The sequence below is a fragment of the Coleofasciculus sp. E2-BRE-01 genome (assembly GCF_040221695.1).
Lineage (GTDB): Bacteria > Cyanobacteriota > Cyanobacteriia > Cyanobacteriales > Coleofasciculaceae > Coleofasciculus.
Genome location: NZ_JAVKEA010000213.1, coordinates 1 through 22391 on the forward strand (window position 1 = coordinate 1; position 22391 = coordinate 22391).

At 45.9% G+C, this 22391-nt stretch carries 15 protein-coding genes and 1 pseudogene; 9 read left to right on the forward strand and 7 right to left on the reverse strand.

Features of this window, described 5'->3' with window-relative positions; all coding sequences use genetic code 11:
- Window positions 1–137: 137 nt before the first annotated feature.
- Window positions 138–674 (forward strand): annotated as a pseudogene (locus RIG66_RS28950) (hypothetical protein); the annotation flags it as partial.
- Window positions 675–778: 104 nt separating this feature from the next.
- On the opposite strand, the gene RIG66_RS28955 reads toward RIG66_RS28950, so the two are convergent.
- Window positions 779–988, reverse strand: a complete 210-nt coding sequence (locus tag RIG66_RS28955) for a hypothetical protein (RefSeq protein WP_044206585.1) — start codon at window positions 986–988, stop codon at window positions 779–781.
- Between the two features lie 447 nt (window positions 989–1435).
- On the opposite strand from RIG66_RS28955, the gene gyrA reads away from it, so the two are divergent.
- Complete coding sequence (gyrA, locus tag RIG66_RS28960; RefSeq protein WP_446382829.1) at window positions 1436–4027, forward strand: DNA gyrase subunit A; 2592 nt, start codon at window positions 1436–1438, stop codon at window positions 4025–4027.
- 386 nt (window positions 4028–4413) lie between these two features.
- On the opposite strand, the gene RIG66_RS28965 is transcribed toward gyrA, so the two are convergent.
- From RIG66_RS28965 to RIG66_RS28975, 3 genes are all read right to left on the reverse strand, one after another.
- Window positions 4414–4785 (reverse strand): hypothetical protein, encoded by a 372-nt coding sequence (locus RIG66_RS28965; RefSeq protein WP_446382831.1) that lies wholly within the window; start codon window positions 4783–4785, stop codon window positions 4414–4416.
- Window positions 4786–4858: 73 nt separating this feature from the next.
- The gene (locus RIG66_RS28970) at window positions 4859–5341 is read right to left on the reverse strand and encodes a hypothetical protein (protein WP_446382833.1); all 483 of its coding nucleotides are present in this window, start codon (window positions 5339–5341) and stop codon (window positions 4859–4861) included.
- Window positions 5322–5462: a hypothetical protein gene (locus RIG66_RS28975; protein WP_446382835.1), complete on the reverse strand. Its 141-nt coding sequence runs from the start codon at window positions 5460–5462 to the stop codon at window positions 5322–5324. Before RIG66_RS28975 ends, RIG66_RS28970 begins: the two co-directional genes overlap by 20 nt.
- A gap of 230 nt (window positions 5463–5692) precedes the next feature.
- Between RIG66_RS28975 and RIG66_RS28980 the strand changes: the two genes are divergently transcribed.
- Window positions 5693–5896 (forward strand): ribbon-helix-helix domain-containing protein, encoded by a 204-nt coding sequence (locus tag RIG66_RS28980; RefSeq protein WP_446382837.1) that lies wholly within the window; start codon window positions 5693–5695, stop codon window positions 5894–5896.
- Between the two features lie 144 nt (window positions 5897–6040).
- Here the strand turns inward: RIG66_RS28980 and RIG66_RS28985 are convergent, their stop codons facing one another.
- The 3 genes from RIG66_RS28985 to RIG66_RS28995 form a co-directional block, all read right to left on the reverse strand.
- Complete coding sequence (locus RIG66_RS28985) at window positions 6041–6190, reverse strand: hypothetical protein (RefSeq protein ID WP_446382838.1); 150 nt, start codon at window positions 6188–6190, stop codon at window positions 6041–6043.
- 488 nt (window positions 6191–6678) lie between these two features.
- The gene (locus RIG66_RS28990) at window positions 6679–8523 is read right to left on the reverse strand and encodes an alpha/beta hydrolase (protein WP_446382840.1); all 1845 of its coding nucleotides are present in this window, start codon (window positions 8521–8523) and stop codon (window positions 6679–6681) included.
- Window positions 8524–8703: 180 nt separating this feature from the next.
- Window positions 8704–9684, reverse strand: coding sequence for a serine/threonine protein kinase (locus RIG66_RS28995; RefSeq protein ID WP_446382842.1), 981 nt, complete (start codon window positions 9682–9684; stop codon window positions 8704–8706).
- 459 nt (window positions 9685–10143) lie between these two features.
- On the opposite strand from RIG66_RS28995, the gene RIG66_RS29000 reads away from it, so the two are divergent.
- From RIG66_RS29000 to urtA, 6 genes are all read left to right on the forward strand, one after another.
- On the forward strand, window positions 10144–10935 hold the full coding sequence (locus RIG66_RS29000) for a hypothetical protein (RefSeq protein ID WP_446382844.1): 792 nt from the start codon (window positions 10144–10146) through the stop codon (window positions 10933–10935).
- Window positions 10936–11167: 232 nt separating this feature from the next.
- A complete protein-coding gene (locus tag RIG66_RS29005) occupies window positions 11168–13537 on the forward strand; it encodes a caspase family protein (protein WP_446382846.1) in 2370 nt (789 codons plus the stop codon).
- A 100-nt stretch (window positions 13538–13637) separates the two neighbouring features.
- The gene (locus tag RIG66_RS29010) at window positions 13638–15155 is read left to right on the forward strand and encodes a protein kinase domain-containing protein (RefSeq protein WP_446382848.1); all 1518 of its coding nucleotides are present in this window, start codon (window positions 13638–13640) and stop codon (window positions 15153–15155) included.
- A 104-nt stretch (window positions 15156–15259) separates the two neighbouring features.
- Window positions 15260–16636: a serine/threonine protein kinase gene (locus tag RIG66_RS29015; protein ID WP_446382850.1), complete on the forward strand. Its 1377-nt coding sequence runs from the start codon at window positions 15260–15262 to the stop codon at window positions 16634–16636.
- Between the two features lie 519 nt (window positions 16637–17155).
- The gene (locus RIG66_RS29020) at window positions 17156–18901 is read left to right on the forward strand and encodes an ABC transporter ATP-binding protein (RefSeq protein ID WP_446382852.1); all 1746 of its coding nucleotides are present in this window, start codon (window positions 17156–17158) and stop codon (window positions 18899–18901) included.
- Between the two features lie 415 nt (window positions 18902–19316).
- Window positions 19317–22103, forward strand: a complete 2787-nt coding sequence (gene urtA / locus RIG66_RS29025) for an urea ABC transporter substrate-binding protein (protein WP_446382854.1) — start codon at window positions 19317–19319, stop codon at window positions 22101–22103.
- Window positions 22104–22391: the final 288 nt, after the last annotated feature.

The following is a 22391-nucleotide window of genomic DNA, read 5'->3' on the forward strand; positions in this document are numbered from 1 at the left end:
CAAGGCTCTTTTAATTTCTTTTGTCTCTTTTGTCTGATTGATAAAATTAGCCAATTCATCTATAATGTTCATCTTTTGTATTTTTACTAGGGATGTATTATTACTATTATATCTGTTGCGACCTATTTAGGGCTGCTATAGCTCCTAGTGCTAGGCTACAAGAAGCGTTGACCGATTTGCCGTGGGCTATTGCGGTTGGCTCAGAAAAGGCTAAGTCAGAGGGGATTATTTATCCCATTTTGCAAGAGGTGAGACGAATTTTTAGAAATCAGATCAGCCTTTTTTCGGGTCGGGATTTTACGGTGGATATGAGTAAAGGATTGAATGGCTATGTTGATTACTTGATTAGTAGTTCTCAAGAACAATTGGAGATTGAAGCACCAGTGGTTGTGGTGGGGGAAGCCAAACGAGATAATCTGAATGAAGGCTTGGGACAGTGCATCGCAGAAATGGTTGCTGCTCAAATGTTTAATCAAGCTAATCAGGTGAGTATCTCGACAATTTACGGGTCAGTTAGTAACGGGACTCAATGGCGTTTTTTGAAATTAGAAGGGTCAACAGTAACTATAGATTTGATGGATTATGCTCTACCTCCAGTAGACCAAATTTTAGGTTGTTTGATTTGGATGGTTGGAGTATCTACAAATTCGTCTCCCCAGGCTCACCTCGACTAAAAGGAATGATGCTTACGAAAAAATGATACTGAAAATTTGCTTATATAGAAAACATTGATGGGCGCACGTCGGTGTGTCCCTACCCATCCTGTTGATAATACTCACTATTTTTTCCCCAGATCAGGGATAACCAACATAAAAAGAATACCGAAAACAATAATCGCTAGAGCTTGTTCTGTGGTCAGTAGATTCGGTCTGACTAGATACAAGACAGCAAAGCCAAGCAACGCAATTGTCAGATTCCGAGACAGCAGCCCCGGCATTACCAGAGTCGCAATGATGCAAAATGCGATTATTGCAATGGCTACTTCCATGGTTCCTGTTTCCTTGTTTCGGGTAATTACAGGGCGCTTAGCAAGGCGGAAAGCCTAACTGATCGCCTACTATCAATCAGCCGTTACCTTTAACCCGATTTCTCGTGGGCAAGATTTGCCTGTTTCTGTCGGGCTAGCTTGTGTACGGGGTTCCCCCTATACGCTATACGGCACTCGGCAACGTAACTCTAAACTATCTCAAAACCGCTCATAAGTCAGTAGTGAGTAACTGCTCATTTGGACTCTACGCGATCGCAACCCCTGGAAAACACGCCTATCCCTTATCCCAATAAGGCTTTCCCTGACTCCGAGTCCGGGTAAAGTTGTGTTAAAATATTAAAAGAAAGTAGCACATTTTAGCAACTATTTGGGTTAAACATGGCGGTTTAGCTCACTTTTTGCGCTTTTTTTGCCTAAATCCTGAATTTTTATGGAGTTTTTCGTTCTATGAGTACCTCCCAAGAGCGGATTGTCCCGACAAATCTTCGCAGCGAAATGTCTAGGTCATACCTAGAATATGCCATGAGCGTCATCGTGGGTCGGGCGCTACCCGATGCGAGGGATGGACTCAAGCCAGTACATCGGCGGATTCTCTATGCGATGCATGAACTGGGACTCACGCCTGATCGCCCGTTCCGTAAATGCGCCCGTGTTGTGGGTGAAGTCTTGGGTAAATATCATCCCCACGGCGATACAGCGGTGTACGATGCCTTAGTTCGCATGGCACAGGATTTCTCCATGCGCTCGCCCCTAATTAACGGACATGGTAACTTTGGCTCGGTGGATAATGACCCACCTGCGGCAATGCGTTACACAGAATGCCGCTTGCAATCCTTAGCCACAGACTCCCTACTCCGGGACATTGAGTCAGAAACCGTCGATTTCCTGGATAACTTCGATGGATCACAACAAGAACCGATTGTCCTCCCTGCCCGGGTTCCCCAGATACTCCTGAATGGATCATCGGGTATTGCCGTTGGTATGGCAACCAATATCCCTCCCCATAATCTGGGGGAATTGGTAGATGGCTTAGTCGCCCTAATCCATAACCCAGAAATCACCGAAAAAGAATTGATGCGGTATATTCCCGCCCCTGACTTTCCCACTGGCGGTCAAATCCTGGGCAGATCCGGCATCAAAGACGCCTACACCACTGGACGCGGCTCAATCACCATGCGGGGTGTGGCGCAAGTGGAAACCATTGAACACCGGGGACGCCCGGATAAAGAGGCGATTATTGTCACCGAATTGCCTTACCAAACTAATAAGGCGGCATTAATTGAAAAAATTGCCGAACTGGTGAATGATAAGCGCATCGAAGGCATTTCCGATATTCGCGATGAAAGCGATCGTCGGGGAATGCGGATAGTGATTGAACTGAAGCGGGATGCCTATCCCCGTGTAGTTCTCAATAATCTTTATAAGCAAACCCCCCTGCAAAGCAATTTTGGTGCCAATATGTTGGCATTAGTCGGGAATGAACCGCAACTGTTGACGATCAAGCAGTTCCTCGAAGTCTTCCTGGAGTTCCGCATTGAAACGATTACCCGACGCACCCAATACGAACTCCGCAAAGCTGAGGAACGGGATCATCTACTGCAAGGGTTACTCATTGCCCTAGAGAACTTAGACGCGGTAATTGCTGTCATTCGCGCCGCCGCCGATACCGCTACCGCCAAAAGTCAATTAATCGAGCAATTTGGACTGTCCGAAGCCCAAGCAGACGCCATTTTGCAAATGCAACTGCGACGCTTGACGGCATTAGAAGCCCAGAAAATTCAAGCGGAACACGAAGAGTTACAAGTTCGCATTGCCGATCTGCAAGACATTCTGGCAAATCGATCGCGGATTCTGGAAATTATCGAAACCGAAGCGCTGCAGATTAAAACCACCCACGACACACCGCGCCGCACGGTGATTCAAGAGGTGGAAGGGGAACTGGATGATATTGACTTAATCGCCAATGAAAAAGCGGTGATTTTAGTCACCGAACAAGGGTATATCAAACGGATGCCGATTCACTCCTTTGCTGCCCAAGCCCGGGCAACACGAGGCAAAGCCGCTGCCCGGATGAAGGAGGATGACGGGGTTGAGCATTTCCTCACCTGCTGTGATCATGACAGCCTCCTCTTTTTTAGCGATCGCGGTGTCGTTTATTCCCTACGCGCCTACCAAATCCCTGCCGCATCTCGCACCGCCAGAGGGGTTCCCATCGTGCAGATGCTTCCCATTCCCCACAATGAAAAAATTACCTCGGTTGTCCCCGTTTCTGAGTTCACCGATGATGTGTATTTGGTGATGTTAACTCGTAAAGGGTATATCAAAAAAACGGTATTGGATGCCTTTAGTAATATCCGGGCAAATGGGTTAATTGCCATTTCTCTGGGTGCAGGCGATCAACTGCGCTGGGTGCGTCTATGCCGAGCCGAAGATAGTATTGTTGTGGGTTCTAGTCAGGGCATGGCAATTCATTTTAAAGCCGATCACGATCAACTGCGTCCCCTAGGTCGGGCGACACGAGGAGTGAAGGCGATGAAACTGCGCTCTAAGGATGAGTTGATCAGTATGGATATTCTCCCGGCTCAAGTTGTCGAGAGGCTGATTGCTACAGCTAACAGTGAAGAGGTGGAAACAGAAGACGATACCAGCGATGAAGTGAATGGGGAAGAAGTTCACGAAACCGCCGGTCAAGGACCTTGGGTTTTGGTGGTAACGACAGGGGGTTTAGGTAAGCGAGTGCCAGTGTCTCAATTCCGGCTGCAAAATCGGGCAGGAATGGGATTAGTGGCAATTAAGTTCCGCCATAAGAAAGATAAACTCGCTGCATTGCGGGTGGTGAATGAAGGGGATGAGTTGATGATGGTGACAATGCGAGGGATTATTATTCGCCAAGCCTTGGATGCCATTTCCCCCCAATCCCGAATGGCGACAGGGATACGAGTACAGCGCTTAGATGAAGAGGATGCGATCGCAGCGGTGGCATTGGTTCCTTTATCGGGTTCTGAGGAAGAAGCTGAAGCCCTGGATGAGGCGTTGTAACGTTAATTAGGGAACAGATATCAACTTAAGCTACAGCCCTCACCCCCAGCCCCTCTCCCAAGCTTGGGAGAGGGGAGCAAGAGGGGAGCAAGAGAGGAGTCGTGTTCCAGACTTTGCCAACTACATCTTTTATGATGAATGCCACTGAATTAAGCAACAGTCAAGGGTGAAACCGTTGTAAATTGGTAGTTTAGCACACTAAATTGCCCTTAAGTCAGTGCCATTTCTTTTATGATGGTTCCCCTTCTCCTATGCAACAAAAGCGAAGCATCCTCTGTCCTCCCCCCTCTTCGTAGGGGGGAACGAGGGGGGTGGGAGAAGGGGTTAGGGGATGAGGGTGAAACGGTTCCCGGAGTGGGGGTACACAACCCAAAGATTCGTCTGTATCAACCTGATAAAATCGGCTGTTCTAAACGTCGTAAAGCGTTTCGGTGTCTTGCCCAAACACAGCGCAGGTATTCCACAACAGATTCAGCATAGTTAAACTTTTTACATTCTTGCCGAATCCATAATCCCAGTTGCCACAGTTCGTCCAAGGTTTTGGTCTTTTGAATTAACGACGTAATCGCTTCCAGCCATAACTTGAGTTTGCGGTAACTGATGAATTGTCCACCTCGATCGCGCCGATGCACAAACAGTACATAAGCCCAATGTTCGGCACGAATAATCATGGATTTGGGAATGCCTAAGAATTGGGCAATCATATCCAATGTAATCGGGAAAGTACGAGGTTTAATGCGGCGAAATAGAATAGTCATTTCCGTTCAATAGTAAATGGTGTAGGATTAGATGAAAAATTAAGCAGGTTTATCAATAAGAAAACGGACTGGATTAACTCAAATCGGCGGAAACATCAAAGGTGATCTCAAATTGGGCGGCTGGAATAGAGCGGTTGAGAACTCTGATATAATCTTCAGCATCTTGACGGTTGTAGAATCGAGCGATGGTGTAGCGTTGCTCATTCGGAAGCAGGCGGACGATCGCCCAGGGACGGTTCAAGACTGGAATGGTAGACTGGACTGGGTTTGGTATGTTTTTGCCTCGGATAATATTCAGCGTGGATTGGATCAGGTTCCACAGAGTTTGATAGGTTGGCGTGGTGTCGTGGGGGAGTAAGTTCCAATCTCTCACGGGTTCAGGCAGCCAGGTTAAGGTGTAGGAATTACCATTTTTTTGGATTGTCCAAGATAAACGGCGGGGTTGTTTCAAGCATTGGTAATTGTGCTGTCTCAGCAAGGCGCAAAGTTTTTCACCTTCGATTTGCAGGCGTAGCCAATCATTGTGTTTCATTGGTTTACATGGGGTAGATGACATTTAGCGCATCCTTCGCCGTCGGCGCTGTCTTCCTGACAGACAAAGGGATTGCGGGGTTGTGTGTGGATAGGCGATCGCAGACAAAACACAGACACAGGCGATCGCCCTTGGAAATAGCCATGAGAATCTGGATCTAAACGATTTGCGTTTAGACATCACCTCCTTGAATTCAGGGGAAAATTGGGGATTTAATATGTCACAGCAATGACCGCCAAGCGATGCAGCGCCCTATCGCTCAGTAATTTACTGTGTATATTCTTTTCAAAATCACTTTATCATGTCTTTATGATTTATAGGTGTGTACATTAAGAGATTAATTGTCACTTACATATATAGGTATAAAATCTGGGAATGAGAAACCGAGAAACAAGACACGGGGAATACAAAGTCAGAGTTAACGCAACGCTGACGCCTAGCAGTATTGAGAAACTGGACAACTTAGCTAAACAGTCAAACACCAGTCGTAGCGAACTTGTCGAACAACTTGCCAGACATATCAAAAACGCCCCACTCACGGGTAAGGTAGAACAATTGGGGGAGTCATTCGCCGACTGATTCAATCAGCCCAGAATCGGAAGGCGGAATTAGAAACAGAAATTGCGGAATTAAGGGCGGGTTTCCTTTGTCAGTTAGCGGTGAGATAGGGCGGGTTTTGTTGCTCAGTTATTTCAGCATTTTAAACAGGGCGGGTTTCCTTTGTCAGTTAGCGGTGAGATAGGGCGGGTTTTGTTGCTCAGTTATTTCTGAATGGCTGATTTTATTTCCTAAACCCGCCCCTACAATTGTGCCTAAACCCGCCCTTATAATTGACCATTCACGGCGTTCGATGGTATACGTATTATGTATCAAATTGCTAATGAATCGTGTTAATTAAGGATAATTGCCCTTATTTCTTTATTTTGCCTCATCCGTTGCCAAAACAAAAAAAAATAAGTCTCAGTAGGGTGGGTTAGGCGGTCATACCATCTCAAAAGCAACCCTCTAATTTGATATCCGCCGTAACCCACCAATCACAAAGCTTGAGGAAATATCAACAGATAACGATTATACTATTTTGCTAATGGATGTGGTTAATAAGTTACACAAATCAAGCTTATATTATGCCATTGGTGCGTTACGCTTGGCTAACACACGATGGCGGCTTGACACAGCTAAAATTGTGGAATAGATTTCACCATTGAATCGGGCGCAAAGCTTTGCGCCCATACATTTTTTGGATGTAACGGTAAACCATCAATTAAGGTTTGCCACGCCACTACATAAACTCATCCGTTGCTAATAAGTTGGGTTTCGGCGCGTCAACCCAACCTACTAATACCGAACCAGAGATGTGAATCTTAAACCCGCTCTGGAGCAATAACTACCTGAATATACTTCTCACAACACTGTTGAGATAATTCCTGGAGTTGCTCATCTCGGTTCTTTCCAGGTTCTAAGTTATCCAACAAGCCTTGAAAGCCGAGAAAAGCCAGCTCATACATAAGTTGCTGACTCAACTTGCCATAGAAGAAACCGCCATGGGTGTTAATTTTCCCTTTAACAAAGTATGCAATACTCAACCGCACGTAATCAAACACCACTAATGCCGATTTTTTCAAAGACTGGCTAACTACACCTGTTGGTTTATTAGGTTCTGAGTCAGTAAAATCACAATAATCCGTGCAATCAAAATAGGTGAACCGATCCGCAACTCGCACGTCTTGTAAATCGATAGTTGAGACATCAGAACCCTTTACAATCTCCTTGTCAACCTGACCCACGGGAACCAGTTCATCGAGTTGTTGATGTTCCCGATTAGACGCCCGAATTTCTAGACAACAATACGGCGATTCAATTTGACCATTTTTATTGTTCACAATTCCGTAATCCTTCTCAGTCAGACGTTGATTGCGATAGTCATATTGATCAGCAAACCGTTGCACTGTTAAATTCCCCAATCGATAACCGCGAAAACGAGTTCTGGCGGGAAAACTGATGTAATTCACTGCCGTTGATGCCAGTCGCAGGGCTAAATCGCCTTCATTACTAAACAAATATGCCTCTTCGCAACGTCGTAACGCCGATCGCAAGAAGTTTGACCGCACAGGCATAATCGAATCGGTAGAGATATCAGGGGCTACCAGAATTAATCGACCCAGACTAAAAACGCGACCAATATAGTTAGAGGGTTGTTTGTTAATAGATTCTGTATCGAAGACATCGGAAAGAATTCGCACCACATTGGTTACTACAAAACAGCCCATACTGTGACCCAAAAAATTTAACTTAATTCGGATATCTTCGCTTTGTCGGCATTCGATCACAGCTTGGTCAATTTGCCGGATTAATTCCACTAAATCCACAACACCATAGTTCATCGCCCGGTTTCGATCGCGCAGATAGGTGGATAACCTGAGTGCTAGTAACGCCAGGATTATTCCCACTGACAGGATAAATAGGATTAACAGAATTACGAATAACCCATTAACTACCCCATTGAGTGGCAAAGGTAGGAAAATTCCCAGCCCACCGATGAGCAACCCACCTAAGAGGATGTAAATCGGTAACCGAGGCAGTAAATCCTGTAAATCGGTTTTCTTCAAAACAGCTTTAGTGCTAAAGAATGAAATGATGGCAACTAACGCCAATGTAATAAATTGAGTCATCGAGTGACCCAATAAAGAGGGTCGAGCAACGATTAAAAAAGCCGTAATGACTCCCAGAATAAGCCCAAAGCTTAAGACAAGGGCTAGAAGTGTTGGCAGTGACTGGAAGGCATAGTTTAACTTGTCACCAATAGTCGTCGGTTTATTACTAGGGGGTTGGGGGTCATCTTTCATTGGGTTTTCTGCGGGCCAACGATATCCAATAAAAACAGTCTCTTTCGGCTTTTCCGGTTCGCAATTCTCTGTGGCATACTTATAAATTTTCCGGTATCGTTTTTGTGCCTCAGAGCGTCGAGTCCCATAGCCATGAACCGAGATCACGATTTGCGGATTCTCACTATTGACGAGATAGTCAGCAATTTCTCGGAGTCGCTGTTGGGTTAAGGGATTTTCCTTCTGATTAACTTTTTGAACCAGATCTTCAGCATTAATTGGTGCAGTACTATTGACGTAGTACCCCCAAACGGCTTTCTCTTTGCTAAATTCTTCGATGGGGACAATTTCAAATTCGGGAATTTTCGACGGGATTGATGTCATCGGTTACCAATTTTACAGACAAATAATGTTTAAGAGCTTCAGTTTACTCGAATTGGTGCTTTTTTCAAGTAATTGTTATTAAAATCAATAATTTTTATAGAATTTTAATCTCTCTAGCTCCCTTCTTGCTCCCCTCTCCCAAGCTTGGGAGAGGGGCTGGGGGTGAGGGCTGTCCTCCCTTCAGTTGGTTTCCTCTGGTGAGGGAGAAGAAGAATCCGGAGACCAAACTCCAATATCAACCGTCATCGATATAATCCCAGCAATGGCGGCGGCTATTCCCAGAATTCCCCCCACTATTTTCCCCACCTTCACCCATTCCGCCTTCGTTTGCGGAAATTCAGCAACCCTTATCCCCCGCCTGATTCCCAATAACGCTAACCATTCCTCCATTGTTTGCGGGCGATCGCCATATTCCAATTTCATACCCTGGACAATCGCCTGATTCACCCGCTCAGAAATATCAAACTTTAGCGTCTTTGGTTCAACTAACTCAGCAATATCATCCAAACGATCTAACGCCGTTGCGGGAAATTTCCCCGTCAGCAAAACATACAAGGTTGCTGCTAAAGAATAAACATCTGTATACGCCCCCTGTTTTCGGTTCGTTGAACTTAACTCCACCGGGGCGAATTGCTTATCTTTCCAACGAGAGGTTAACGGATTATTAAACTCTCCGGCTAAATCAAAATCAATCAGCACCGCCTGCTGCTTTCCGGCGCGTACCATAATATTCTCTGGCTTCACATCCCGATGCAGCAATCCCTGTTGATGCACCTCAATTAACGCTTCACCCACCTGCTGGATATACACCAAGGCTTCCTTTTGGGGTATGGGTAGCGTCAAGTCAGAGAGTTTAATCCCGGCGATATACTCCATCAAAATACAAAACAGTGACTCCTCTTTAAACGTGCGGTAAACTCGGACAATATGAGGATGTTTACAGCGTTCCAGCTTCAGCGCCTCATCACAAAACTTTGACTCAATACTGGTTCGTTCTGCATCCGGAAGTTGACTGAGAATATCCTGATTGAGGGTTTTGACGACAAAATCCTTTCCGGTATCATCCTGAACCCGATAGGTAATCGCACAACGCCCTCGTCCTAATTCCTGTTGTATCGTGTACTTGCCATTTTGTAACGTCTGTCCCGTTATCCAAGCCATTACCTGTAAATCCAAGACGTTACCTTATTCTGACACAAGGACAATTTGCCTTATGCCTTATGTCTTATGTCTTATGTGAAGGTTTGAAGACTATTTACAGAACTTAATATCGTTTGGGCTTTTTCCACCAACCGACTTAGGCGGGCATGATGTAATAAGAAACAAGAACAAGGAACCTGGGCGTGTTGATAATGTTTAACTCAATTAACAAAATTGATGTCTCGCTAATTATCAGCGGATTTATCAGAGAATTGTTAATCAATAAAAATCCTATTTATTAATTATGAAGCCTAAATAAAATAACAAATAATGATGATCTGTTTTCTGTTTTTGAAAACGAGTCAACAATTAAGATTTATTTTGTTTTAACTCAAATATCTGTAGTCAAGATATCCTAGACGTTATCTAAAGAAAAATTAGTCGGCTCATTGGCTAATTCAGGGTAAAGGCAAAAAACGAATGGATATCGTAGAATACAATCGCATCAAGCTGACCATCCGCCATCGACCTCTATTGCTGTGGCTTTTGAGTAGTATTCTCGCTGCCGTTGGGCTAGGGGTAATTGCCTTTCAAGGCGGGTCAGCCCTAACCTGTCAGCGAACTGGACAAACGGGCAGTTGTGAATTGGTCAACTCCAGGTTGGTCGGAGCAGAGGTTAGAACTATTCCTTTAGAGAGTTTACGAGATGTCAGCATTGAGATCAATCCCAGGAATGAGAGTAATGATACTTATCGGGTTGTCCTCTTGACTAGAAGCAGTGAGATTCCCTTGACGTCGGATTATAGTGCCGATAGTAATCAGCAAGAATCTATTGCTTCCCAAATTAATACCTTTATTATGAATCGAGACCAGGTATCCCTGAACGTGCAGCAAGACGATCGCTGGTTTAGTTATCTGTTTGGCAGTTTATTGATTGGGGTGGGGTTGTTCGTGGCGGTGCGTAAAGGGAAAGTCGTTACCTTGAGCTTTGATAAAGTGCGCGATCGCATGATGCTCAAGCAACGGGGTTTGCTCAGGGGTACAACCATTGAACTCCCTCTTGCCGAGATTGTTGATGTGACGATAGAAACGATTAGAGATGCCAAAGATCGCCAGATAGAGCGAGTGGCTCTGGTTTTGAATTCGGGTAAGCATTTAGCCATCACTCCCGATGCTGATCCATTCTGGGACTACAAAAAAGTGGCTCACTGTATTCGCCTCTTTCTGAATCTCAACTCAGAGCAGTCGTCGGGAAAGACGCCACAGATCTGAGCAGGAGAAGCTGGGGGAGATGGGGAAGATAGGGGAGATGGGGGAGATGGGGGAGATGGGGGATTCAGCCGGGGCGGGTTTAGTGAAATTAGGGTTTTCTCCTAAACGTTATCGGTAAAACCCGCCCCTACACACTATGCCCTCTTTCCGAAGCGAAGGATCGAAACTCAAAACTTTCTAACAACGCGCTAACCTATTCCTGGTAGGCTGATAGCTGAGATTAACAGCGTAGATGGCTAATATGGGACTGAATCGGCGGACTTTCCTGCAAAAAGCTGGCTGGGGTCTAGCGGCACTGGGAGTCAGTGAAACGGTACTATCACTCCTTGGTGATAAAAGTTTAGCCGTGCCTTTGTTGGAGCGTTATTTTCAGGTGCTGGCACAACCCGGTGGACGTAAGTTGGCACTTCTGGTGGGGATCAATGAGTATCCGCGCACGACAGCTTTGGCGGGGTGCGTAACGGATGTGGAGTTGCAACGAGAACTGTTAATTCATCGGTTTGGGTTCCAGGCGAACGATATTGTGACGCTGACGAATAGCCAAGCCACTCGCGAGACGATTGAAACCACGTTTATTGAACATTTGACCAAGCAAGCCGAGGCGGGTGATGTGGTTGTCTTCCACTTTAGTGGTTACGGTAGCCAAGTGCAGATGCCTCAGCAAGATGAAACCGTAGCCTCGGCGGTGCGCTGGCAAAACAGTTTTGTACCCGTTGATGGGATCTTACCCACCAAAGGCGAACCCGCTGCTAATGATTTTTTAGTTGAAACCTTGGCATTGCTGTTGCGATCGCTCGCCACGGATCAAGTGACGACAATCCTGGATACCAGTCATACGCAAGCGGTGAATATCCTCAAAGGCAGTCTCAAAGTCCGCTCTTCTGCCCGCAAACCCGCCCTAGCGCCTAATCCCGACGAACTGGCGTTTCAAGAACAACTGGTGCAGCGGATCAAAGCCTCATCCAAACCCTGGAAATCCTGGGATAAGTCCATGCAAATGCCAGGATTGGTGTTAACGGCGGCGGGTTCGTCTCAACCCGCAACTGAGACGCAGTGGAATGGCTTTAGTGCGGGTTTATTTACTTATGCTCTGACTCAGCATCTTTGGCAAGCCACGGCTGCAACCAGTGTTCAGATTAGCCTCAGTCGCACCACTGGGATGATTAATCAATTCGCGGGTAATGATCAACAGCCTCAGTTAACGGGTCAAAAGAGCCAAAATTCCTTGCTTGCCTATTACTTATCCCCCAATCCTCCCTTGGGGGCAGATGGAGTTGTCAGGGGGATTGAAGAGAATGGCAAAGTAGCACAGCTATGGTTAGCGGGATTACCTGCACCTGTGCTGGAGTACTATAGTCCCAATTCGGTTCTAGAGTTGCTCGATGGGGAATCGCTGAGTTTACCGCCGTCGCCGCCCGAAAATTCCTCAGCTACGGATAACCCCGCCCAACCTGTCCCTAAATCCGTTCAACTCCAACTGCGATCCAAAGACGGGTTAACGGCAAAGGCACGTATCCTGAGTGGCAATGGTGGGGAAAAAGTGCAACCGCAAGTGGGTCAACTGTTACGCGAACGGATTAGAGTTTTACCCCGAAATATGGGTTTAACGATTGCCCTGGATACTCACTTAGAACGCATTGAACGGGTGGATGCAACCAGTGCCTTTGCTAGTATTCCTTCGGTGTCATCCGTTGTAGTTGCTGGGGAACAAGCGACAGATTATGTGTTTGGCAGAGGAAAAAAACAGGCAACAGAAACGTCAGAACCGAAGTTTAAAGGAGGCTATGGACTCTTTTCCCTTGCCCGGAACCCAATTCCTAATAGTCTAGGCGAGGAGGCGGAGGCAGTTAAATCAGCAGTGAATCGCTTAAATCCCAAATTTAAAACCTTATTGGCAATGAAATGGCTGCGGTTGACCGCGAATGAAGGGTCATCGCGCCTGGGGATTCGGGCGTCGCTGGAAATGATTGCCCCGGAAACCAAGACAATCATCCAACGGGAAACCTGGCGCACGTCTGTTGGGTTCGCTACCAATAAACCGAAGAAAAATGCGAGTAATACATCGCCCTCGGTGGGATCAGCAACAATGCCCAAGTTACCCATTGGTAGTCGGGTGCAGTATCGCGTAGAAAATTATAGCGATCGCCCTTTGTATTTCATGGTGTTGGGTTTGGAAAGTAGCGGCGGTGCGATCGCGTTTTATCAACAACTCCCTTCCCCCGAAGGATTGGAGTCAGAGCAAAATCCACCGCTGATTAGTGGTGCGATCAAACCTGGGGAAACTCTGATTCTGCCCCAACCTTCGGCATCTTTTAATTGGATGATTCCCGGTCCTGTGGGTGTGGCGGAAATTCAACTGATTTGCAGCCCTTCTCCGTTCAAAGGTGCGATCGCGGCATTAGAAGCAGCCATGCGTCCCAAGGGAGAGGGAGAACGAGTTGGTGATTTGTTTAATCCCCTAGAAGTCACACGGGCGATTCTACAAGACTTGCATCAAGCCAGTAAAATTACTCCGGATAGTCTAGGTATCGGTTCTGATGTGTATGCATTAGATGTGAATGCTTGGGCAACCTTGAATTTTAATTATCAAGTGGTTTCTTGATTTGTCATTTGTCATTTGTCATTTAACCTGCCTTGGAGCCTCCTGCCTCATGCGTTCTGTCCTCTGCCTTGTCTCCCCGCACTTGGGCTAAAACGAGACAATGACCCAGTTGGCAGCGCACAATGGAAATGTGCTGCCGTCACCTGAAGTGGGGAAACTGATGGAATTACTACATGCACCTGGAGAAATTATTGCCCAACGCTATCGAATTATAGATACCTTGGGACAAGGGGGGATCGGGATCACGTACCACGCTGAAGATACCCAAACCAAGCAGGCTGTGGCACTCAAAGCCCTATCCCTGCATCGCCTGAGTGATTGGAAAATGCTGGAACTCTTTGAACGGGAAGCAAGGGTTCTAGCTGGACTTAAACATCCCCGCATTCCTAAATATTTGGACTATTTTCATGTCGATACTCCCCAAGATCGTTCATTTTATATTGTTCAGGAATTAGCCGAGGGGCAATCCCTAGCCGCTTGGGTAGAACAGGGCTGGCGCACCAATGAAACTGAATTGCGGCGTATCGCGACTCAGCTATTGGAAATTCTCAGTTATTTGCAGTCATTGCCATCGCCTGTGATTCATCGAGATATTAAGCCCCAGAATATTATTCGGCGTCAGGATGGACAGATATTTCTGGTGGATTTTGGGGCGGTACAGGATACCTATCACAGTACCTTGATGCGCGGCAGTACGATGGTGGGAACTTATGGGTATATGGCACCCGAACAGTTTCGAGGACAAGCGGTTCCCGCCACGGATTTATATGGGTTAGGCGCAACGTTACTCTTTTTGCTTACCCATCGTTCTCCGGCTGAGTTACCTACGGATCGGCTGAAGATTGATTTCCGTTCTCAGGTTCAGATTAGTGAAGCGTTGACGGATTGGCTGGAGAAACTGTTGGAACCGGATGTCGCTGATCGGTTTTCCTCTGCCAAGGAAGCCTTAGCCGCGATGCGTCGTAAACCCAAGCCTAGTCACCAATCCCGTTCCTCGACGCCCTGGCGTGCGATCGCGGGTGTGGCTGTGGCGACGCTGGTGGTTGTGGGTGTTCTCAATCATTACAAGTATCCGATTTTAAGTGCGATCGGATTGACGCCCAGAGCCATGTATGAGGGGATTATGGGTGGAGATATTGAGACAGTAACATACTATTTAGATCAAGGCGTTCATGTGAATGCTAGAGAACATCAGGATCATACACCTCTGCATTGGGCAGTGAGTAATAATAAACCGGAAATTGCCCAACTGCTCATTGATCGGGGGGCGGATATTCATATCCGTTATGATGCCGATGGTCATACGGTGTTACACATTGCTGTGCAGCATGACACAAAAGCAATGGCAGAACTCTTAATTGAACAGGGTGCCGATGTTCACGCGACAGATAACTTTGGCAATAACGCTCTCCATTTGGCTCTGAAAAAGCCAAATACCTCTCATTACTACGGCATGACTCTGACGGAACGAAACCCTTCACTGGAGGTTGTAGAATTTCTGATTACTCAAGGTGTTGATATTCACGCCAGAAATAAAGTCGGTCACACCCCTTTGGAGTTAGCGCGATCGCACCAAGAGGTTGCTGACTTATTTCAAGATTACAACAGCACTAATTAAACTCTTACATAAGACGTAGCTTGCTTCTCGCTTGCGCGAGTATGACAAATGACAAATGACGAATGACGAATGACGAATGACGAATGACGAATGACGAATAAGTGATGGAACAATTACATCAGCCGGGAGATATTATTACCGAACGTTACCGCATCCTCGATACCTTGGGTCAGGGAGGTGTTGGCATAACTTACGCGGCTAAAGACTTAAAAAATAGTCAAAAAGTAGCCCTAAAAGTTCTATCGCTGCGTCGCATGGAAGACTGGAAAAAGATAGAACTATTTGAGCGAGAAGCCCGCATCTTAGCTCAACTAAAGCATCCTGCCATTCCCCGTTATTTCGACTACTTCCAAGTTGATACGACTGACGATCGCAGTTTCTATATTGCCCAGCAACTTGCACCTGAAAAATCTTTAGCTGTACTGATTGAGCGAGGTTGGTATCCCGATGAAGTACAGGTTAAGCGGTTAGCCATTCGTGTCTTAAAAATTATTATTTATCTGCATAAATTAACACCGCCTGTAATTAATCGAGATATTAAACCCCAAAACATTATTCTCAACCGCGAAGGACGAGTCTTTCTAGTAGATTTTGGGGCGGTGCAGGATACCTATCACTATACCGTTACTGGGGGCAGTACGATTGTGGGAACTTACGGTTATATGGCACCCGAACAGTATCGTGGACAAGCTGTACTTTCAACGGATTTATATGGATTAGGAAGCACACTCCTGTTTCTGTTAACCCGTCAATCCCCCGCCGATTTACCCCAGCGCCAACTCAAGCTTGATTTTCGTCCTCATGTTCGCATTTCCCCAGAATTTGCCGACTGGTTGGAGAAGATGCTTGAACCTGTCACCGACGATCGATTTTCCTCGGCGAGTGAAGCGTTAGCGGTATTGCAAGGAAAACAAGCGTTAATTAAATCATCACCGAAATCCAAGCTCCAAAAACCCCAGGATAGTCCTATCCAGTTAACCAAAAAAGATAACCTGTTGGTAGTAGAGATTCCTCCGGTTGGATTGCGAAGTAAACTGAGTCAGGTTTTGGCTCTGATCAATCTAGTTTGGAATGGATTGTTAGCGTTAACGATTTGGATGGTTATAGAACTGTCTTTATTTCTGAAAGCGTCTAATCTAATTCCTTTAGGGATTTGTGTGCTAATAGGCTTATGGTTGTTAACTCGATTTCTTTACGGCACATTATCTCGGACACGAGTAGAAATTAAGGGACAGGAATTCCATTTACAGCAGTGGTTACTGGGTTCGTGCTATCAAACATTTAAGGGGAATACGGGGGACATTAATCAGGTCAATTTGAAAACCATTCAATCGCCTATTAGTAAAAATAAACTTAGATTATGTGTATTTAGATTAAAGCATAAAGATATAATATTTTGTTCATTATTGACACCGCTAGAGAAAAAGTGGATAATGAAAGAAATGAGTAATTTTGTGGAGAAGATTGATGGGTCTAAGTAGTGGCGTAACCCACTTAATTTGATAGATTAGATTCGGCTTGTATTAGAGAATTTTAGCCCTAGATTATGTTGATTTGAGTCCCGGAAACTGTAGGTACGCAAAGACTTGCGCCCGATTCAATGGTCAAGTCTATTCCACAATTTTAGATGTACCACGCCAGTAGTAGGGGCTTTCGCCACAGATTCTACCTTAGACGGCAACTGGGTATCAATGATTAGAAAAAAGTTGACAGGCTCCCCAATCAACTCTGAACAATTAATCGTTAATCTCTATCGAATGATAGATTGATTCGGAATGAGCTTGGCGTTGGCTGGGAGCATCCCTAAACCTGGTGGCTCAATTGTTCGGGGGACAAAGGAATGGTAGAGAAAGCTTGAGTGCGATCGCGCAAGGCTTGTGGTTCCTACTCCTCACTGCACCTGCGATCGCGGCATCCTGTAGCCCCTAATGATTATTTTGGGAACCTGAACGCGAGAAATCAGCTATTGTCTGTGCCGAAAAATTGTTAGGATTTGTAACATGGCTAATTCTCGTATCCAAAAATTACTCGGCTATCTGCGCCCTCATACCACTCAGGTATCATTAGGCATCCTGGCTCTGCTGATTGTCAACGCGGTGGGAGTCTACATTCCTCTGCTGATTCGGGATAGCATTGAGGAACTCCGCATCGCCTTCGCCTTTGATCAGGTGTTGCGGTTAGTCGGACTGATCTTTATCCTGGCATCCTTGATGTGGGCGATTCGCATGGGATCGCGTATCCTCATCTTTGGAGTGGGGCGTCGGGTAGAATTTGACCTCAAGCAAAAGATTTTTCAGCATCTGCTTACCCTAGAACCGTCTTATTTCTCTACGAATACAGCCGGTGATTTGATTAACCGCGCCACGAGTGATGTGGACAATATCCGCCGTCTTGTCGGGTTTGCGGTGTTGAGTTTAGCCAATATTGTCTTTGCCTACGGTTTGACGCTACCCGTGATGATGTCGATTGAGTGGCGGCTGACGTTCTTGGCGCTGGCGGTTTATCCAGTTATGTTGATCACAGTGCGCCTGTTTAGTGATAAGCTGCGTACCCAACAACAGGCGGTTCAGGAAGAACTCTCTAATCTTAGCGAATTGGTTCAGGAAGATATGAGTGGTATCTCCCTGATTAAAATTTACGCCCAGGAAGAAAATGAACGCCGTGCCTTCCGAGGTTTGAATCAACGACTATTATCGGCAAATCTGGGATTAGCCAGCACTCGTAATGTCCTGTTTCCGGTGATTGAAGCCCTATCCTATATCAGCTTACTCCTGTTGATGTGGTTTGGATCGGGTGCGATCGCGCGGGGGGCGATTACTATAGGAGATTTTGTCGCCCTGATTCTCTACGCAGAACGGTTAGTCTTCCCCACCGCTTTACTCGGATTCACGATTACTACCTATCAACGGGGTGAGGTGAGTATTGACCGAGTAGAGTCAATTTTAACCATTGAACCCAAAATTAAAAATGCCCCCGATGCGATCGCGCCTCCGCAACCGATTCAGGGGGAGTTGAAAGCCGATCGCCTCAGCTACACGTTCCCCGATGCCAAAACTCCCGCCCTGCAAGCCGTTGACTTTCATATTCATCCCGGTGAAACAGTGGCAATTGTCGGGGCGATTGGTTCAGGAAAATCAACCCTGGCAAATGTTTTGCCTCGCCTGTTAGATATTGCCCCGAATCAGTTATTTCTGGATAGCTCTGATGTCACTCAGATACGCTTACCCGATTTAAGATCCGCGATCGCCTACGTTCCCCAAGATAGCTTTTTATTTAGTACCAGTTTAAAAAATAACATTGGCTACGGCGCACCGGGAAGCGAACAGCCGGAGATAGAACAGGCGGCTAAACAAGCCCAAATTCACGCCGAAGTTCTCAATTTTCCCCAACAGTATGAAACAATGGTGGGAGAACGGGGAATTACTCTCTCTGGTGGTCAGCGTCAGCGAATCGCCCTGGCTAGGGCTTTAGTGATGGATGCGCCGATTCTGATTTTAGATGACGCCCTCTCTAGTGTGGATAATCAGACGGCAACCCAAATTTTGGCAAATCTTTCCACAGGCGTTGACCGCAAAACGGTGATTTTCATCTCCCACCAACTCTCTGCCGCCGCTACCGCTGATCGGATTTTTGTCATGGATGCGGGGAAGATTGTGCAAATGGGGACTCACACTGAACTGATCCAACGTCCAGGGCTTTATCAAGACTTGTGGAGTCAGCACCAGATTGAGGAAGTTTTGCATTAGTTACAAGGAACAGGGAAATTGTAAAGTTTTGGTAAGGAATTATTAGAATTGTCACCGATTTAATTAAAGGTAAAAATCGATACAATTCCCCATCAGTACAGTAGGTTAGTATTCAAAGGGACATTGTGAAAAGCAATAGTCAAATGTTTAGCATTTGCCTCAATCGTGCATTTGACCTATCGTTGCTTTATGCAGCTTCATTGAATACCAGGGATTCGCGCTCAGGGTGTTTGGCTTTTGTCACTTCCCCAGGTTTTAATTAAACAGGGAAGAATTGAGAAATCTTAAACGGAATAATTAATCCAGATTGCAATAAAATGATTAATTGATCACGTCAACCACAAAAAGCAACGGTTAAAGGATTATTGGACAGTAGAGAGGCACTTAACGGGAGAACATTTCGGGAACATCAGTAATGAGCGAATTCAACCAGTCAGTGATCAGATCTGGTGCTGCGATCCGTGTTGGCATTTTACATTCTTTAAGCGGCACGATGGCGATTAGCGAAGCCTCGTTAAAGGATGCAGAATTGATGGCGATCGCGGAAATTAATCAAGCGGGTGGTGTCTTAGGACATCAGATAGAACCCGTGATCGAAGATGGCGCATCCGAATCGGCGACGTTTGCGATTAAAGCCAGAAAGTTGATCGAACAAGATCAAGTTGCCACAATCTTCGGCGGGTGGACGTCTGCAAGTCGCAAGGCGGTTTTACCCATCTTAGAAGAACTCAACGCCCTGATGTGGTATCCGGTTGAATATGAAGGACTCGAATGTTCTCGCCACATTTTTTATACGGGTATTTGTCCGAATCAACAAGTTGGTCCAGCGGTTAACTGGTTGCTGGAACATAAGGGGAAGCGCTTTTATCTGATTGGATCTGACTATGTTTTTCCCCGAACCGCTAACAAGTTAATTAAGGCGCAGCTTAAACAGCAAGGGGGGAGTTTAGCGGGGGAAGAGTATGTTCCTTTAGGGATGACAGAGTTTGGTGATTTAATCGCTAGAATTAAAGAAGCTAAACCGGATGTGGTCTTTAATACCCTGAATGGGGACAGTAATTTAGCGTTTTATCAACAGTACCAAGAAGCCGAAATCACAGCAGCGGAGATTCCCATCTTAGCGGTGAGTGTCGCTGAAGAGGAACTGCGGCGAATGGGGGGGAATATCGCAGCAGGTCATTATGCCAGTTGGAGTTATTTTCAGAGTATTAATACCCCGAAAAACCGCGAATTTGTCCAGAATTTTCAGGCACGTTATGGTCACGATAAAGTCACTAGTGATCCGATTGAGTCGGCGTATACCCAGGTTTATCTCTGGAAACAAGCCGTAGAAAAAGCGGGTGGCTTTGATGTGGAATCAGTGCGAGAAGCGGCGTATGGGCAAACCTTTGCAGCGCCGGGAGGGAAGATTCGGATTGAGACAAATAACCACGTCAGCAAACATTGCCGGATTGGTAAGATTTTGGATGGTGGTCAATTTGAAATTGTCTTTACCAGTGTCGGACGCCTTAAACCTCAGCCTTGGTTGGGAATTGAGAAGTTAAGTAATCAGATCTCACCCGTGGTCATTGATATGCTGGCAGAGGTTTCCCAATCGATTCAATATAACTGCCAACTGGAACAAAAGTCCCGTGAATTGGAAGCGGCGATGGCGCAACTGGTGACGACGAATGAAAAGTTGCAACGCACTCAAGACCAATTATTGCAAGCCGAAGCCCAATTTCGCGAGTTACAAGATCAAGAAAAACTGTTGAAACGTCGCTTGTCGAGTCAAATTCGCAGTTCTTTGGAATTAGAACAGATTTTGAAGACGGCGGTGAGTGAAATCTGTAGTTTATTGCATATCGATCGCTGCCAGTTTTTGTGGTATCATCCTTACGGTACTCCTCCTCGCTTTGAAGCCATGGAAGTGGCGGGAGAGTTAAGTGAAAATAAGGGAGTGCAATGGAATACGGCGGACGAACTTTTGCCGGATTTTCCATTAATGATTCAGCAGCAATCGTTGCTACGGATTGACGATATTGCCAGCGATAGCCAGCTTAAGGGTAAGACTCGCGATCGCTTCCTGGATGATGGACTGCAAGCGTTGCTAATTGTACCCCTACAAACTCGCAGCAATAAAATTGGCGTGGTGGTTTGTGAACATTATCAGGAAAGCCGCTACTGGAGTGAACAGGAAGTTGAATTAATTGTTTCAGTAGTTGATCAACTATCGAGTGCCATTGATCAAGCTGAACTGTATGCCCATAGTCGCACAACCGCCGCCTTAGCCACCGCCCAAGCAGAACAACTGAAGCAAGCGTTGCATGATTTAAAAGCCTATCAAGCGCAGTTGGTGCAGACGGAAAAAATGTCCACATTAGGGACATTAGTGGCGGGGGTAGCCCATGAAATTAATAATCCCACCAGTTTTATTTACGGTAATCTCCACTACGCCAAAGAATATACCGACGATTTATTAAACATGCTGCAGTTGTATCAACAGTATTATCCTGAACCTTCACCCGAAATCCAAGATCACGCCCAAGAGATTGAGTTAGAGTTTCTCATGCAAGACTTGCCCAAAACTTTGGGTTCAATGGAAATTGGGGCGGAACGGATTCGTCATTTGGTGTTGAGTTTGCGGAATTTCTCGCGTTTGGATCAAGCCCAAATGCAACCCATGGATATTCAGGAGGGGATGGAGAGTACCTTACTATTATTGCGAAATCGGCTAAAAGGGAATGGTCACAATCCAGAGATTGAATTAGTGAAAGAGTATGGGGAGTTACCCTTGGTTGAGTGCTATCCGTCGCAGCTTAATCAAGTGTTTATGAATCTCCTGGGTAATGCAATTGATGCGTTAGAGGAAGTTGTCGCCCGGAATGAGACAAATTTTTCGCCGATGATTCGGATTCAGTCAGAAGCGCCCTCGGCTGATTATATTCGGGTGAGAATTAGTGATAATGGATCAGGGATGACTGATGATGTGAAGTTAAAGTTATTTGATCCGTTTTTTACGACTAAGCCGATTGGTAAGGGGACGGGTTTAGGACTCTCGATTAGTTATCAGATTGTTGTAGACAAGCATAAGGGAATTTTGCAATGTAACTCTACTCCTGGACAAGGAACAGAGTTTATTATTGAGATTCCGGTGCGACAAAATCGTAAAGTTGCTGTGAGTCAGGAGATGAATATCCGACTGAAGGCTCAAACCCATTAAGGAGTTGAACCGGATATGATAGAACGGGGCGGTTAAAACCGCAGCTACACAAACTAAACCCGCCTACGCGGGTTTCATCTAGCTGAAGGTTCCCCGAAGTGCGATCGCGTTCCTGTTTAGAAATGCAAGATTAACCACCTGTAGGGGCGATCCGCTTCCACTAATTCAAAACTCCAATCCGTTTAATTGGGTTGGGTCGCCCTCTCCTATTAATTTGGCTGGAAATGCTAAAACAACAGCAGCACGTCCGATCGACTTGCTGAGTGATTTCCTTCTTTTAGTAATTCT

Excerpts from the sequence above, each read along its gene's own strand:
- RIG66_RS28975 (WP_446382835.1), bottom strand. The coding sequence starts at position 5,462 with ATGGCTATTTCCAAGGGCGATCGCCTGTGTCTGTGTTTTGTCTGCGAT.
- RIG66_RS28965 (WP_446382831.1), bottom strand. The coding sequence starts at position 4,785 with ATGACTATTCTATTTCGCCGCATTAAACCTCGTACTTTCCCGATTACA.
- RIG66_RS29000 (WP_446382844.1), top strand. The coding sequence starts at position 10,144 with ATGGATATCGTAGAATACAATCGCATCAAGCTGACCATCCGCCATCGA.
- RIG66_RS28970 (WP_446382833.1), bottom strand. The coding sequence starts at position 5,341 with ATGTCATCTACCCCATGTAAACCAATGAAACACAATGATTGGCTACGC.
- RIG66_RS29015 (WP_446382850.1), top strand. The coding sequence starts at position 15,260 with ATGGAACAATTACATCAGCCGGGAGATATTATTACCGAACGTTACCGC.
- RIG66_RS28955 (WP_044206585.1), bottom strand. The coding sequence starts at position 988 with ATGGAAGTAGCCATTGCAATAATCGCATTTTGCATCATTGCGACTCTG.
- RIG66_RS29005 (WP_446382846.1), top strand. The coding sequence starts at position 11,168 with ATGGCTAATATGGGACTGAATCGGCGGACTTTCCTGCAAAAAGCTGGC.
- RIG66_RS28980 (WP_446382837.1), top strand. The coding sequence starts at position 5,693 with ATGAGAAACCGAGAAACAAGACACGGGGAATACAAAGTCAGAGTTAAC.
- RIG66_RS28990 (WP_446382840.1), bottom strand. The coding sequence starts at position 8,523 with ATGACATCAATCCCGTCGAAAATTCCCGAATTTGAAATTGTCCCCATC.
- RIG66_RS29010 (WP_446382848.1), top strand. The coding sequence starts at position 13,638 with ATGACCCAGTTGGCAGCGCACAATGGAAATGTGCTGCCGTCACCTGAA.
- RIG66_RS28995 (WP_446382842.1), bottom strand. The coding sequence starts at position 9,684 with ATGGCTTGGATAACGGGACAGACGTTACAAAATGGCAAGTACACGATA.
- urtA (WP_446382854.1), top strand. The coding sequence starts at position 19,317 with ATGAGCGAATTCAACCAGTCAGTGATCAGATCTGGTGCTGCGATCCGT.
- RIG66_RS29020 (WP_446382852.1), top strand. The coding sequence starts at position 17,156 with ATGGCTAATTCTCGTATCCAAAAATTACTCGGCTATCTGCGCCCTCAT.
- gyrA (WP_446382829.1), top strand. The coding sequence starts at position 1,436 with ATGAGTACCTCCCAAGAGCGGATTGTCCCGACAAATCTTCGCAGCGAA.